This window comes from Streptomyces sp. NPDC002574 (genome assembly GCF_042889545.1).
Classification (GTDB): domain Bacteria; phylum Actinomycetota; class Actinomycetes; order Streptomycetales; family Streptomycetaceae; genus Actinacidiphila.
This window is the reverse complement of record NZ_JBIARB010000007.1, coordinates 171,365-185,270: the sequence shown is the minus strand read 5'-3', so window position 1 is coordinate 185,270 and position 13,906 is coordinate 171,365. Positions and strand designations below refer to the sequence as shown.

13 protein-coding genes and 1 pseudogene are annotated in these 13,906 nt (G+C 73.3%); 8 read left to right on the top strand and 6 right to left on the bottom strand.

Annotation, left to right across the window (positions count from 1 at the left end; translation table 11 throughout):
- Positions 1-898 precede the first annotated feature (898 nt).
- The 7 genes from ACFYXS_RS18310 (at position 899) to ACFYXS_RS18280 (ending at position 6,702) form a co-directional block, all read left to right on the top strand.
- Positions 899-2,464, top strand: a complete 1,566-nt coding sequence (locus ACFYXS_RS18310) for a sensor histidine kinase (protein ID WP_389249874.1) — start codon at positions 899-901, stop codon at positions 2,462-2,464.
- A gap of 23 nt (positions 2,465-2,487) precedes the next feature.
- Complete coding sequence (locus ACFYXS_RS18305; protein ID WP_319660405.1) at positions 2,488-2,874, top strand: roadblock/LC7 domain-containing protein; 387 nt, start codon at positions 2,488-2,490, stop codon at positions 2,872-2,874.
- On the top strand, positions 2,871-3,230 hold the full coding sequence (locus ACFYXS_RS18300) for a DUF742 domain-containing protein (RefSeq protein ID WP_319660357.1): 360 nt from the start codon (positions 2,871-2,873) through the stop codon (positions 3,228-3,230). Before ACFYXS_RS18305 ends, ACFYXS_RS18300 begins: the two co-directional genes overlap by 4 nt.
- On the top strand, positions 3,211-3,837 hold the full coding sequence (locus ACFYXS_RS18295; protein WP_389249204.1) for an ATP/GTP-binding protein: 627 nt from the start codon (positions 3,211-3,213) through the stop codon (positions 3,835-3,837). The genes ACFYXS_RS18300 and ACFYXS_RS18295 overlap by 20 nt, the downstream gene beginning before the upstream one ends.
- Positions 3,838-4,270: 433 nt before the next feature.
- Positions 4,271-5,404: a selina-4(15),7(11)-diene synthase gene (locus ACFYXS_RS18290; protein ID WP_389249202.1), complete on the top strand. Its 1,134-nt coding sequence runs from the start codon at positions 4,271-4,273 to the stop codon at positions 5,402-5,404.
- Between the two features lie 138 nt (positions 5,405-5,542).
- A complete protein-coding gene (locus tag ACFYXS_RS18285) occupies positions 5,543-5,977 on the top strand; it encodes a GNAT family N-acetyltransferase (RefSeq protein ID WP_389249200.1) in 435 nt (144 codons plus the stop codon).
- A 107-nt stretch (positions 5,978-6,084) separates the two neighbouring features.
- Positions 6,085-6,702 (top strand): ScbR family autoregulator-binding transcription factor, encoded by a 618-nt coding sequence (locus tag ACFYXS_RS18280; protein WP_389249198.1) that lies wholly within the window; start codon positions 6,085-6,087, stop codon positions 6,700-6,702.
- A gap of 31 nt (positions 6,703-6,733) precedes the next feature.
- Here the strand turns inward: ACFYXS_RS18280 and ACFYXS_RS18275 are convergent, their stop codons facing one another.
- The 6 genes and pseudogenes from ACFYXS_RS18275 to ACFYXS_RS18250 form a co-directional block, all read right to left on the bottom strand.
- Positions 6,734-7,225, bottom strand: a complete 492-nt coding sequence (locus ACFYXS_RS18275; protein ID WP_389249196.1) for an RrF2 family transcriptional regulator — start codon at positions 7,223-7,225, stop codon at positions 6,734-6,736.
- Positions 7,226-7,303: 78 nt separating this feature from the next.
- Complete coding sequence (locus ACFYXS_RS18270; RefSeq protein WP_389249194.1) at positions 7,304-8,590, bottom strand: S8 family peptidase; 1,287 nt, start codon at positions 8,588-8,590, stop codon at positions 7,304-7,306.
- Positions 8,591-8,637: 47 nt separating this feature from the next.
- Positions 8,638-9,786, bottom strand: a complete 1,149-nt coding sequence (locus ACFYXS_RS18265) for a glycosyltransferase 87 family protein (protein WP_389249192.1) — start codon at positions 9,784-9,786, stop codon at positions 8,638-8,640.
- Positions 9,787-9,857: 71 nt separating this feature from the next.
- Positions 9,858-11,243: pseudogene (gene mptB / locus ACFYXS_RS18260) on the bottom strand (polyprenol phosphomannose-dependent alpha 1,6 mannosyltransferase MptB); the annotation flags it as partial.
- Positions 11,244-11,261: 18 nt separating this feature from the next.
- Entirely contained in the window at positions 11,262-11,756 is a 495-nt protein-coding gene (locus ACFYXS_RS18255) for a hypothetical protein (protein ID WP_389249190.1), read from the bottom strand.
- Positions 11,757-11,800: 44 nt separating this feature from the next.
- Positions 11,801-12,607 carry an alpha/beta fold hydrolase gene (locus tag ACFYXS_RS18250; RefSeq protein WP_389249188.1) on the bottom strand — a complete coding sequence of 269 codons (807 nt, stop codon included), beginning with the start codon at positions 12,605-12,607 and terminating at the stop codon, positions 11,801-11,803.
- An 86-nt stretch (positions 12,608-12,693) separates the two neighbouring features.
- Here ACFYXS_RS18250 and ACFYXS_RS18245 point away from each other — a divergent pair, with 86 nt between their 5' ends.
- Positions 12,694-13,821 (top strand): DUF2786 domain-containing protein, encoded by a 1,128-nt coding sequence (locus ACFYXS_RS18245; protein ID WP_389249186.1) that lies wholly within the window; start codon positions 12,694-12,696, stop codon positions 13,819-13,821.
- Positions 13,822-13,906 lie beyond the last annotated feature (85 nt).

The following is a 13,906-nucleotide window of genomic DNA, read 5'->3' as shown; positions in this document are numbered from 1 at the left end:
GCCTGCCGGGGGCGCCCCCGGCAGGCCCCGGACCCGGGCGGCGCGAGCCGGTGCGCCGCGGCGAGCGTACGCAGGGGTGGTCGGGGAGCGGAGACCGGGCGGGCGGGGTGACGTAGGCCGAGTGGTCGCCGTGCCCGTCGCTCACCCGGACGACGTAATGATCACGCATGGCGTTGACGGCCGCCGTGCAGCGCCAGGGGTTCGCATCCCACTGATTCCAGCCGGGCGCAAGTCCCCATCACTCTTACGGATGAAGCAGGTGGACGCCCGCGTGGCGCGCCCGGCGGCGGCGCGGACGCGTGGGATGGGCGGCGTCGGCCTGATCCTTGCGTCCGCGCGCGGGGGCGGGGCGGCCTTCGGCGGCCGGCTCGCCGCGACCGGATCTTCGGGCCCGCGGGTCCCTGGGCCGGTGCCGCCGGGCCGCGGCCGGCTGCCCGGGCGGCTCCCTCGCGGCCCGTCGCCCGTCCACCGGGCCGCCGTCGCCGCAGGCACGCGACCTGCGGAAGTACAGGTCACGGGGGGATTGCGGCCGCCCACCGGGCGCGCCCGGGCCGCCCGCGCCGGTCCGGCCCCGGGTTCCTTCCGGCCGGTACGGCGGCGCCGCCGGATCCCTCGCCCGGCGGGGCCGGTGGCCGGGTGTGGCGTGATCGCTGCGGAGGGTTTGCGTACGCGCTTCCGAGCCGGTATCGATACGTCAACCGGCATGTGTCATAGGCATCATGACGGGGCATCGGCCACGATCGGAAGTGGCTATGCTACTTGCGGCTCAGCGTGTTGTAGCAATTACGCCTGGTCACGGCACTTGTGGTGATGTGTCCGGCGCTTGCGCACCGCCTATGCCGAATCCGTGCTCGTGCTCGTGCTGTCGTCCCTGTCAAGCGATCACCTGAGGATGCTGATGGTTCGTGCTGGATCGTCCCCCGGAGACCGCCGGCCTGCCGCCACGTCCGCGTGGTTATTGCCGGCCGTCATAGTCGCGGCGGTCACGGCCGTCGCCGTATGGACCGTCCCGGCGGGGGCGAGGGAGGCGGTCTTCTGGTGCGGTGTGACCGCCACCGTCGCCGTCGCCGTGCTGGCGGTCGAAGTCGCCCGCCGTGGAGCCCTCAATGAGGAGCTGCGCGAGCAAGCCGCGCGGCAGTACGCCGAATTGCAGTACCGGCTCTCCCAGCAGGAGGCCGAGACACTGCGGCTGGCCCGCGAGCAGGTGCCCGCGGCGATGGCCCGCCTGCAGCGCGGCGACTTCATGGAGGACGTGCTCAAGGACATCGAGACCCGGCCCGAGGGTCTCACCCCCGAATTCCTGGGCGCGCACCAGGCGCTGATCCGCGCCACGCTCGGAGCGGTCTCCGCGGAGGAGGACATCCGCGAGTCCTCGCAGCGCGCGTTCGTCAACATCGCCCGCCGCGTGCAGGCCATCGTCCACCAGCAGGCCAGCGACCTGCGGAACATGGAGGACCGGCACGGGCAGAGCCCCGAGGTCTTCGGCGACCTGCTCAAGCTCGACCACGGCACCGCGCTGATCGGCCGTCTCGCGGACAGCATCGCGGTCCTCGGCGGTGCCCGTCCCGGCCGCCAGTGGAGCAAGGCCGTACCGCTGTTCAGCGTGCTGCGCGGAGCCATGTCGCGGATCATCGACTACCAGCGCGTCGAGCTGCACTCGGTCTCCGAGGTGGCGATCATCGGCCCCGCCGTGGAACCGCTGATCCACGCGGCCGCGGAGCTGCTGGACAACGCCACCCGCTACTCCCCGCCCCAGACCCGGGTGCACGTGACCGCGGTCGAGGTGCAGTCCGGTATCGCGATCGAGATCGAGGACGGCGGCGTCAGCCTCAGTGAGGAGGCCCGGCAGCGGGCCGAGCAGATGCTCGCCGAGGCCCAGGCGGGCATCGACCTCAACGGCCTGGGCGAGACCCCGCGGCTCGGCCTCGCGGTCGTCGGCCGGCTCTCGAAGGCGTACGGCTTCCAGGTCTCCCTGCGGACGTCGGCGTACGGCGGTGTCCGCGCGGTGCTGGTGGTACCGCAGGACCTGATCACGACGATGACCAACGCGACGGGGCTGGCCCACGGCATCGGTGCCGCGTCCGGTCCGCGTCCGGTGCCGGCCCCACGCCCCGGGAGTTCGAGGACCGTTCCGGAGACCCGCCCGGCCACCGGTCCCCGCCGGTCGGAGACGGTCGAGACCGGAACCGTGTCGGCCGAGATGGCGGACGAGATCCCCGTGGTGCACGAGCGCACCGTGAACGGACTGCCGCAACGCCGTCGGCGTGCAACTCCCCCGGCTCCGGGCGCTCGCACAGGGTCCGAGTCCTCCGCCGGTTCCGTCACCGCTTCCCATGCCAAGCCGTCGGCCGATGAGCCGGTGCAGCCGGGCATGTGGCTGGCCGCCTTCCAGAGCGGCGTGTCCGGCGAGACGCCGCCTGCCGCTCCCGTCAAGAGTGACGAGTCGTTAGATAAGGGTGAGTAGCCGTGATTCAGCAGCGGGCCAACATGGACTGGATGCTCAAGGACCTGGCGACCAGCGTTCCGCAGACCCGCCATGTGGTGGTTCTCTCGGCGGACGGCTTGCGCATGGCCCAGTGGGGGGCGGACACGGACACGGCCGACCGGCTCGCCGCCGCCTGCGCGGGACTGCAGAGCCTGGCGGCGGCCGTCGCCACGGAGTTCCCGCACGGTGACGGGCGCATGCGCCTGGTCGTCATCGAGATGTCGGGCGGCTTCTTCTACCTGATGGCGGCCGGGGCGGGGGCGTATCTCGCGGTGCTGGCGGACGAGGGCGTCGACGCGGGGCTGATGGGGCAGCGCATGCGTGACCTCGTCGCCCGCATCGGCGAGCACCTCAGCAGCCCTCCGCGTAGTGACGGGCAGGCAGGATGAGCGAAGCGGACCAGGGATGGGAGGAAGGAAGTCCCGAGCGGCTCTACGTGATCACCCGGGGCCGCAGCGGGACGTCCGGCGGTTCCGCCCTCGACCTGGTCACGCTCGTCCGGTCGCGGACCGGGCCACCACCGGGGATGCCCCCCGAGCAGGCGGCGATCGTGCGGCTGTGCAGCTCGCCGCTCTCGGTCGCGGAGATCTCCGCCTACCTGGGCCTGCCGGTGAGTGTGGTCACGGTGCTCCTGCTCGACCTCCTGGCCGAGAAGCGGGTCGAGGCGCGTTCGCCGATCCCCCCCGCGCAACTTCCCGATGTCGCTCTTATCGAGGCGGTGATACATGGACTTGAGAAGCTCTGACCCGCAGGTGGTCCCGGGACCGCGAAGCGAGGACGTACTCCCGGAATCCGCCGCCGCCGCGGTCAAGATAGTGATCGTCGGGGGCTTCGGGGTCGGCAAGACGACCCTGGTCGGCTCGGTCAGCGAGATCCGTCCGCTGACCACCGAGGAGACCATGACCCAGGCGGGTGTCGGCGTGGACGACATCGCCGGGGTCGAACGCAAGACGGCGACCACCGTCGCGATGGACTTCGGCCGGATCAGCATCAACCGGGAACTGGTGCTCTACCTCTTCGGCACACCGGGCCAGCAGCGTTTCTGGTTCCTGTGGAACGGCCTGTTCGAGGGGGCACTGGGCGCGGTGGTGCTGGTGGACACCCGCCGGCTGGAGGTCAGCTTCGACGTGATCGGGCGGCTGGAGGAGCGCGGAGTGCCCTTCGTCGTCGCGATCAACACGTTCCCCGAGGCGCCCCGCCATCCGGTCGACGACCTGCGGGCCGCGCTCGACCTGCCCGCGCACGTACCGATCGTCGACTGCGACGCCCGCAAGCGGGAGTCCAGCCGCGATGTCCTGATGACCTTGATGCGATACCTGCACTCCCTTGCCGTCACCACAGGGGCATCGTGACCGCTCGACACCCGGAATGCCCGGCCTCCGCTTCTGCCGCAGCCGGCCTTCCCGACCCGCGCGCCGAGGCGCTCGTGGTGGTGGGTTCTCACGGAATGGCTGAGGCGCCAGGGGATCGTCTCATTCTGTGACCCGCGCACGGCGGGCGCACGGGCGAATGCGCCCGTGCGCCCGCCGTGCGCTTGTCCGTGCTCGGTGCGTCCATGTCCCCTGGTCGTGACCGGCTCATGCGCCCGGCGCACAGGAAGCGCACGCCCCGCGCAAGGAGGGGGTGCGCCAACTGCCGTTCGCATGGCGAGATTTCGCGCCTTGACGGGGTGGCGATATGCCGGGGTAATGGTCGCTGAAACTGATCCACTCGTACTCCGCTCGGCCACGTGCCGTGCGGATTTTCGTGGTGGTCAGTGCGCGGACAACTGAGAGGTGATCGTCAGTGGGGCCTGACCTGGTAGTTCCACCGATCTACTCTCCCCTCAAGCCGGCGATCCACCCGCACCACGCGGCGATCGACGCACGGGCGGCGGCCTGGGCGGAGCAGTTCCGGATCGGCTCCGACGAACTGCGCGGCCGGCTGGTGAAACACGACATCGGGACCTTCGCCGCACGCGTCCTGCCCGAGGGCAGGGAGGAAGTCGTGGCCATCGCCGCGGACTTCATCATCTGGCTCTTCGGCGTGGACGACGGCTACTGCGAGGAGGGCGAACTCGGCACCCGTCCCGGCGAACTCATGGGAGCGCTCTCCCGGCTGCTCCGCATCGCCCAGAACCCCGAAGTCCCCATGCTGGCGGAGGACCCGCTGGCACAGGGGCTGCGCGACCTCCGGTACCGGATGGACCTGTACGGCACGCCGGGGCAGGTCGCCCGCTGGATCGACGCCCTGCGGGAGTACTTCTCCTCGGTCGTCTGGGAGGCGTCGTTCCGGAGCGCGGGAACCGTGCCCGACCTCAACGACTACACCCTGATGCGGATCTACGACGGCGCAACGTCCGTCATGATGCCGCTCCTGGAAATGGGGCAGGGCTACGAACTCCAGCCGCACGAGCGTGACCTCACGGCCGTACGGGCGGCGGCGGAGATGGCGTACTTCATCATCTGCTGGGACAACGACGTCTTCTCGCACCACAAGGAGGCGCGGGCCGGCGGCTTCTACCTCAACGCCGTCCGCGTGCTGGAAGTCGAGCACGACATCCCGCGGGACCAGGCGTTGGGCATGGCCATCGCCCAGCGCGACCGCGTGATGAATCTCTTCCTGCGCACCTCCGAGTACCTCCAGACCTACGGCAGCCCGCAACTGCGCCAATTCCTCGACAGCCTGGGTCACTTCATCCGGGGGGCCGAGGACTGGGGTGTCAGCTCGATCCGTTACACCACACCCGATGATCCGGCGAACCTCCCCTCGACCTTCCGTGACACCCCGAGCGACGACAGCCCGGAGCCCCTGGACATCCCCGCGATCTCCTGGTGGTGGGACGTGCTGCCGGACCAGGACGAGTCCCGTCCGTCACAGGGAGTCGCACAGACATCCCTCGACTCCTTCCTACACCCGATTGCACAGCGCACGGCGTAGGTTCCACAAGAGAAGAGGAGTTCTCGGGGTGAACGCCGAATTGCGCTCTGTCCCGCGCGCCCCGGGGCGACACCGAGGGCGATAGCACAGAAGCTTGTGGCCCGCCGGGTGTCCGTCAGGCCCTCTTAGGATCTGCGCATGGAGCTGACATTCGTGGATGTACGGCCCGGTGATCCGGACATGACGGCAGAAGTGGGTCCACTCATACGGACGTTGAGGCCCGCTCTGACCGCCGACGGTTTCGCCGCCTTCGCCGGTGAGGCGCATACGCAGGGGCTGGTCTTCACCGCCGCACGCGACAACCTGGGGCGGTACCTCGCCGTCGCGACGCACCGTGTGCTCGCCACCAGCCGGGGCCGCACTCTCTTCGTGGACGACCTGGTGACCGCCCTCGACGCGCGCCGGGCCGGCGTGGGCGCCCGGCTGCTGGAGGAACTGGAGATCAGAGCCCGGAAGGTGGGCTGCGAACGCGTCGAGCTGGACTCGGGCGTGACCAACCACGGTGCGCACCGCTTCTACCACACGTGCCGGATGGCGATCACGGCCCTCCACTTCGCCCGCGACCTGTCCTGAACGTGCCCCGGGCCGTCCCGTGCGCCACGGGACGGCCCCGGGCGCCCCGGCGGGCCGATACGGTGGCGCGAGGAGTCGGCCGGCGAGCGCGGGGCCGGGAGGCGATGATGGCGCAGCAGGCGCGCGCGGTGCAGACCCGTCGCAGGATCGTGGAGGCGGCGGCCGGGGTCTTCGACGAGTACGGCTACGAGCGGGCCGCGGTCTCGGAGATCCTGCGGCGCGCGGAGGTCACCAAGGGCGCGCTGTACTTCCACTTCACGTCGAAGGAAGCGCTGGCACAGGCGGTCATGGACGAGCAGACCGCGCCTGCGGTGCCGCCGGTCCGGGACTCACCGCTGCAGACCCTCATCGACGTCACGCAGCACCTGGCGTACCTGCTGCGCACGGACTCCCTCGTGCGGGCCGGCGCCCGGCTGGCCGTCGAGGGCGTCTTCTACGGCGGTCCGCACCCGTGGGGGGAGTGGGTGGTGATCGCCGGCGGCCTGCTGGCGGAGGCCAAGGAACGCGGCGAGGTGCTGCCGCACGTGGTTCCCGAGGAGAGCGCGGAGGTCGTCGTCGCGGCCTTCACCGGGGTGCAGCTGGTCTCCGAGGCGAGCACCGGGCGGGCCGATCTCGCCGAGCGCGTGGCCCGGATGTGGCAGCACTTCCTGCCCTCGATCGCGCCGCCCGCCACGGTCGGCCGGATGCGCGCCGAGGGCGGCGCCGACCGGGCCGGGCCGGGCTGAGAGCGCGGGGCGGCCGCGCGTCCGCGCCGGGTCAGGCGCGGGCCTCCAGGAGCCAGCCGCGGGTGCGGTCCGGGGCCTGGGGGGCGACGGCCTCGATGGAGGCCTTGAGGTCGGCGAGGGTCTGGCCGGCCAGTTCCCGGCGCCAGGCGAGGTCCGCGCGGGACATGGTCTGGTGCACCAGGCACGGCTGGCGGAAGTCGTCACCGAGCATCCGGCCGTGGCCGGGGGTCCGCTTGCGGATGTCGGTGCACTGGAAGGCCGGGTCGCGCCCCTCGATGGCCGTGACCACGTCCAGGACGGTGATCTCCTCCGGCAGCCGGGCGAGCCGGAAGCCGCCGCGCGGTCCGGGGGTGGAGGAGACGATGCCCTCGCGGGCCAGTGCCTGGAGCTGTTTGTTGAGGTACGCCGTGGGCAGTTCGTAGAAGGCGGCGAGCCGGGCCGCCGTGACGGCCTCCTCGGGACCGGCCCAGGCCAGGTTGAGGCAGCAGTGCAGTGCCCACTCCACGCCCTCGTTCATCCGCATGTTCTCGATGCTACATGTCCAGAACCCTCGATCGCGGATATCTGGAATCCAGGATTCCGGAAACTCGGCGGACCCCGCTCACAGATCGCCGGTGAAGGCCAGCAGCGTCGGCGTCCCCCAGGGGGCACCGGCCGACGCGTTGGGGGTGGCCTGGGCGATGAGCCACTTCTTCACGACCTCGAACGGCGCGTCCCCGTATGTGTCCTTGTAGAGCGCGGCGATCCCGGTCACATGGGGGGCGGCCATCGACGTGCCGCTCATCAGGGCGTACGACCCGTCGGGCCAGGCGGAGGCGATGTCCACGCCGGGCGCCGTGAGGTTGACGCAGCTGCCGAAGTTGCTGAAGGAGGCCAGGTGGTCCGCCCGGTCGGTGGCGGCCACGGTGAACGCCTCGGTCGCGCTGGCGGGCGAGATGACGCAGGAGTTGATGTCGTCGTTGCCCGCCGCGACCACCGGGAAGACCCCGGCACGGGCCAGGCCGTCCAGGGCGTCGTTCATCGCGGGCGAGTACATGCCGCCCAGCGAAACGTTCGCCACGGCGGGCTTCACCGCGTTCCGCGCCAGCCAGTTGATGCCCGCGATGATCCCCGAGTTGGGTCCCGCGGCGTCGCAGTCCAGGACCCGGACGGAGACCAGGTGGACCGCGCGGGCGATGCCGGCGTGCGCGCCGCCGACCGTGCCCGCGACGTGCGTGCCGTGACCGGCGCAGTCCTCGCCGTCCAGGCCGTCGCCCACCTCGTCGATGCCGGGCGTCGCGCGGCCGCCGAACTCCTCGTGCGCGAAGTCGATGCCGCTGTCGATGATGTACGCCGTCACCTTGGAGCCGGTGGCCCGAACGGTGAAACCGTGTGTGCGGGGGGTGCGGTGGGAGATGCGCTCCAGGCCCCAGAAGATGCCGGGCGCGGCGAGTTCGGCGTCCGTGGCCCCCGGACCGTCCGTCCCGTGCCCGTCGTGCGCGCCCGGGCGCGGGAGCAGCCGTCGCGGCGAGCCGGGCCGGTCCTCCGGGGCGAGGGTGACCTTGGTGTCCTGCTCGACCTTGCGGACCTGGGGCAGCGCGCGCACCTGCGCCAACTGCGGCTCGGTCAGCGGCGCGGAGAAGCCGACCATCGCGTCCTGGTAGAGGTGGTGCGGGGTGATCCCGGCGTCGCGCGCGACGCCCGCGGGGTCGCTGCCGGGGACCAGGGTCACGATGTACTCGCCGGGGATGGCGGTGGGCGCGCTCGCGCCCAGCAGCGGGGCGAGGGCGGGCAGCGGGGCCGGCGCCCGCACGGGTGCGGCGGCCGCCATGGGCAGCACGCACACGACGCTGACGGCGCTCACGCACGCGGCGGTCATGGTCAACGTCCGGCGCAGGGACACACGCATGCGTGAACTCCTCGGTCGTCAGGGGGGCCGCGTGAGCCGTCGGGCCGTCAGCCGGCCCGTTCTCCCACCCTGTCAGCCAAGATCGCACCGGTGCGCGCCCGGCTACGCCATCCGTGCCGGGGTCCCAGCAGCAGTCCCATGGCGATCCAGACGTACGCGCTGCCGCCGATGAGCGAGCCCACGCCGCCCTGGCCGGGCTCGTCCAGCCACAGCCACACGATGCTGCTGCACAGGATCACGTACGCGCCGGCCGCCACCGCGATCCGGGCCCGGGTCCGCACCCGCAGCGCCTCACCGGCCAGTACGGCCAGCGCCGGGATCATCCACACCAGATGGTGCACCCAGGTCACCGGGCTGATCAGGCAGGCCGTGACACCGGTCAGGGCCACGCCGTTGGTGACGTCGGCGCGCCGCACCTTGTACGCCCACACCGCCAGCACGGCCACCACCGCGACCGCCCACACCCACTCCGGCGCGTCGAGCCGGGCCAGGGTGCCGCGCAGCGACTGGTTGCCGGCGTACGAGAGCGAGCCGACGCGGTCCGTGTCCCACATCGCCTGCGTCCAGAACGTCCGGGACGCACCCGGCGCGGCCAGCGCGGCGAACAGGGTCGCCCCGGCCGCCGTGACCGCCGCGGTGATCCCGGCCCGGCGGTGCCCGGCGAGCAGCAGCCAGCCGATGAACAGTGCGGGGGTCAGTTTGATGGCGGCGGCCAGGCCCGTGGCGTACCCGGCCCAACGGCTGCCGCGGCGCAGGAGTTCGGCGTCGAGCAGCACCAGCGCGAGCAGCGCGAGGTTGACCTGACCGAAGGTGAAGGTGTCCCGGACCGGTTCGAGCAGCGACAGCAGGCAGCCCGCCAGCACCATCGCGTACCAGTACGGCCAGCCCTGGCGGCGGATCAGCGGTCCTGCCGTCCACTGCAGCACCAGCAGCCCGGCGGCGATGTTGAGGGTGGCGGCCAGCACCACGGTGGTCGGCCAGTCCACCCAGGCCATCGGCAGCATGCACAGCGCGGCGAACGGCGGGTAGGTGAAGCCGTAGACGGTGCCGGGCCGCAGGTAGTCGTAGAGCGCGCCGCCGTCGTGCACCCAGGAGTTGACCGCCCCGTGGTAGACGGCGACGTCGAACCAGTGCCGGTGCAGCGGCACCGTCACCAGGAAGACGAGGGTCGCGGTCACCGCCACGACCGCGCTCACGACGCGTCGCGTACCGGGCGATCCGAGGGAGCCGAGTGCGCGGAGGGAACGGGCCATGGAGGTCCTGACGTTCATGAGGCCGGGGCCGGCGCCGGGCGGGTCGGCCGGAGCAGCCGCACGAGATGGAGCAGGACGATCGGCAGCAGGGCCGCGGCGGCTCCCGCGGTCGCCAGCACCACTTGGTGCACGGTGGCCGGGAAGCCGTTCGGGAGCACCGCCAGGGCCAGGACCGCGCTGCCCACGGCGGCCGCCCTGCGCACCCGGCCGTCGGGGGCGGCCACGGCGAGCGGCACGAGCCCCCACAGCAGGTACCAGGGGCGTATCGCGGGGCCGAGCAGGGCCACCGCGAGCAGGCTCAGGCCGAGCGCGTACACCGGGCCCAGCCGCCTGCGGAACAGCCACACCGCGCCGATCGCCAGCGCCACGGCGACCAGGCTCAGCACCCGCCAGGTGTGCGGGGTGCCTATGAAGCGGGCCATCATGTTGACCAGCGACCAGTTGGAGGCGGAGGCGGGCGTGGTCAGGGCGCCTATCCATCCGTACCCCACGCCGGTCACCGCCGTGATGCCGACCGTCGTCGCCCCGGCGACCACCGCGACGCCGGCGCCCGCGCGGGCCAATCGCCAGCGACCTTCCATGTGTTCCGCCCACAGCGTCGCCACGACCAGCAGTCCCAGCGCCGCCGGGGCCTTCACCAGCGCGGCCAGTGTCACCAGCACCGTCGCGATCACCGGCCGGCGCGCCAGTGCGGCGCCGAGACCGGCGCCCAGCAGGCCGAGCATCACCGCGTCGTTGTGCGCGCCGGCCACGAGGTGGAGCAGGACGAGGGGGTTGAGCGCCCCCAGCCACACCGCCTGCGCGGGGTCCGCGCCGCAGCGCCGGGCCAGCCGCGGCAACTGCGTCGCCAGCAGCGCCACTCCGAGCAGCGCCAGCGCCCGCATCCCGGTTATCCCGGCGTGCGCGCTCAGTCGCGCGAGTGCCAGGAAGGCGGGACCGTACGGTGCCGGGGTGTCCCGCCAGATCGCCGGCACCTCGGCCGCCGCCGCACCGCCGAGCACGCTCGGCCCGTACGTGTAGGCGTCGATGCCCTTGCTGACCATCGCGCCCTGCGCCAGGTAGCTGTAGACGTCCCTGCTGAACAACGGCGGTGCGAGCAGCAGCGGCGCGGCCCACACGGCGAACGTCGTCAGCAGGCTCCGTATCGTCGGCGGCTGCGGCCCGCGCACCAGCCGGCCCAGCTGCCACCACGCCGCGATCAGCAGCCCGAGCCCGAAGTAGGCCACCAGCAGCCCGATCGCCGCCTCGCCCCGCGGCAGCGCGATTCCGTCCCGAACGGGCAGCGCCCCTGCGGCCCTTCCGCCGACGGCCAGCGCGACCGTCCCGGCGAGTCCGAGGGCCATGGTGCGAGTCACTACCGCACGATCGCATCGCCGGGTGACCGCGGAACGACGCGCGGGCGACGGGCGAGTGACCGATCATCCCGCGAGCAGCCGCGCGGCGGCCTCCACGATGCCGGTGAGCACGTCCTCCCGCGCCCGCGGTGGCGCCTGCGGGCCGTGGTCCACCTCGTCGAGCTCCTCCGCCCACCGCAGCAGCTCCACCAGTTCGCCGGGACTGTCCGACTCCACGGCCGCGTCACGGATCAGCCGGACCCCGTCGGCGGGGGCGAGCGTGCCGTGGGTGATCAGCCCGGCCCAGTACCGCGCCGTCTCCCGGCGGGCGGCGGCGACGTCTTCGGGGAGCAGCGGCAGCAGGCCGAGCTCCTCCAGGACACGGTCGAACAACGCGTCCGCCTCGTGGGTCTCGTTGCGGCCCAGTCCCGCGAGCATCCGCGGCGAGGGGCTGTCCGCGCCCGCGAGCAGCGCGTCGAGTCCCGCCCGCACCCATTCCCCGCGGTCCGTGCCCGGCCACCTGTACGCGCGGTCCGCCGCGAGCATCCGGATGCGGCTGATCGCCTCGCTCCTCGTCATGCGCCCCCCACGGTCGTCCGGCCCGCACCGAACGTGGCGCGGCGTCAGCCGAGGCGGCCCGCGGCCTCGGCGATGATCGACGCGACGCGGGCGGGCTGCTCGACGAGGACGCCGTGGCCCGCCCGGGGGACGGGCACGAGGGTGATGGTGGGGCAGGCGTCCAGGTCGCGGCGTTCGCCGTCGGTGAGGCCGATGTCGTCGGCTTCGCCGCGGACGACCCAGACGGGCAGGGCGGTGGCGCAGAGCCGGGGGACGAGGGAGCCGTGCCGGTCCAGGTGGTCGTAGTAGTGGCGCAGCGCGCGGTGGCAGAAGGCCGGGTCGTTGTCGGCCAGGACCGCGGCGAGGGTGTCGCGGCGTCCGGGCGGCAGGCCGTCGCGCACGGCCCTGGGGAAGAGCCGCAGCGCGACCGCCCAGGCCGCGCCGCCCAGTCCCGGGACGCGGCCGAGCCGGTCCAGGAGCGCGAACTCCCGGGCCTCGTCGTCCCGCGAGAAACTGGGGGAGAGCAGCACGAGCGGGCCCGCGAAGGCGCCGGTGACCGCCATCTCGATGGCCACCGTGGAGCCGAGGCCCTGCCCGACGACCAGGTCGCAGTCCCGCTCGGCGGCGAGCCGGCCGAGCAGCCGGGCGTAGTTCTCCACCGAGACGTCCTCCGGCGCCGGGGTGCGCCCGAAGCCGGGGAGGGTGACGGCGGTCATGCCGAGGCGCGCGTCCGCGATCGCCGGTTCGGCCATGACGTCGGCGTAGAACTCGGCGGTGCACATGCCGCCGGGCAGCAGCAGCGCGCGGTGCCGGGCGTCGGCCGGTCCGGCGGTCCGGATGTCCCAGTCCGCGGGGCGCGTCTCGGTGCTCACGGGGCCCCACCCTGGTGCCGCCGCCCTGGTCGCGCGACCACCGTGCTCCGTACGCGGCGTGTCGCCGGGATGCGATCCTGGACGGCGTGCGGGACGTGACGACGGTGGTACGGGAGGCGTTCGCCGGCGCCGTGGGGGCGGCCGGCGAGGACGCCGAGTTCGCCATGGACGCCGGGGCGTCCGCGCTGGCGGCGGCGGGCTGGGAGCAGGCCGGTCCGGCGGTGGTGGCCGCGGCGGACGATCTGCTGAGCGGCTGCCGGGCCCGCGGCTGGGGGGACCCGGACCTGGTGCGGATGGCCCGCAGGGAACTGGGCCCCGAGCACGTGCGGCTCGCGGAGCGGCTGCTCGCCGCGGACGGCGTGCCGCGCCCGGAGGCGGCCGCCCTGCTGACGGCGTACGCCCGCGCGGAGCGGATGGACCGCTTCGGGGCGGCGACCGCCGTGCTGGAACTCGTCCGGCTGCTCGGCCGGCTCCCCCGGATCACCCCTCTGACCGCCGCGCCGCCGCGTGCGGCCGCGGGGGGCGGCGCGGGCTCCAAGCTGGGGCGCATCCGGGCGCTGCTGGCGAAGGCCGAGTCGACCCCGTACCCGGAGGAGGCCGAGGCGCTCAGCGCCAAGGCGCAGCATCTGATGGCCCGCTACAGCGTCGACGAGGCCCTGGTCGCGGGGACCGCCCCCGGCGACGGGCCGGGCGCGCGGCGCGTCGGTGTGGACCGGCCGTACGAGGCCCCCAAGGCGCTGCTCCTGGACGCGGTCGCGGCGGCGAACCGCTGCCGGGCGGTGTGGTCGGCGGAGTTCGGCTTCTCGACGGTGGTCGGCTACGAGGCCGATCTGGAGGCCGTGGAGGTGCTCTACACCTCGCTGCTCGTCCAGGCCGAGGCCGCGATGCTCCGCGGCGGCGCGCCGGCGGCGGGCGGCACGGCACGTCCCAAGGGCCGCAAGAACCTGTCCCGGAACTTCCGCGAGTCCTTCCTCATCGCCTACGCCGGCCGGATCGGGGACCGTCTCGCCACGGCCACCCGGGACGCCACCCGCGAGGCCGGCGAGGAGAGCGGCGCGGCCGCCGAGGTGCTGCCCGTGCTCGCGGCCCGCGAGGTCGCGGTGGGCCGGGCGGCCGACGAGATGTTCCCGCAGACCCGCTCGCAGCGGCTCAAGGGCCGCGACCGCGAGGGCTGGGAGCACGGCACGGCCGCCGCGGACGGCGCCCGGTTGTAGCGGGTCGAAAACCCGCCCGCGCGTCGCCGGGAAGGGGCCCGCGGCGACCCCTCACGGGCGCGCGGACGGCCGTGCGCACCCGGCC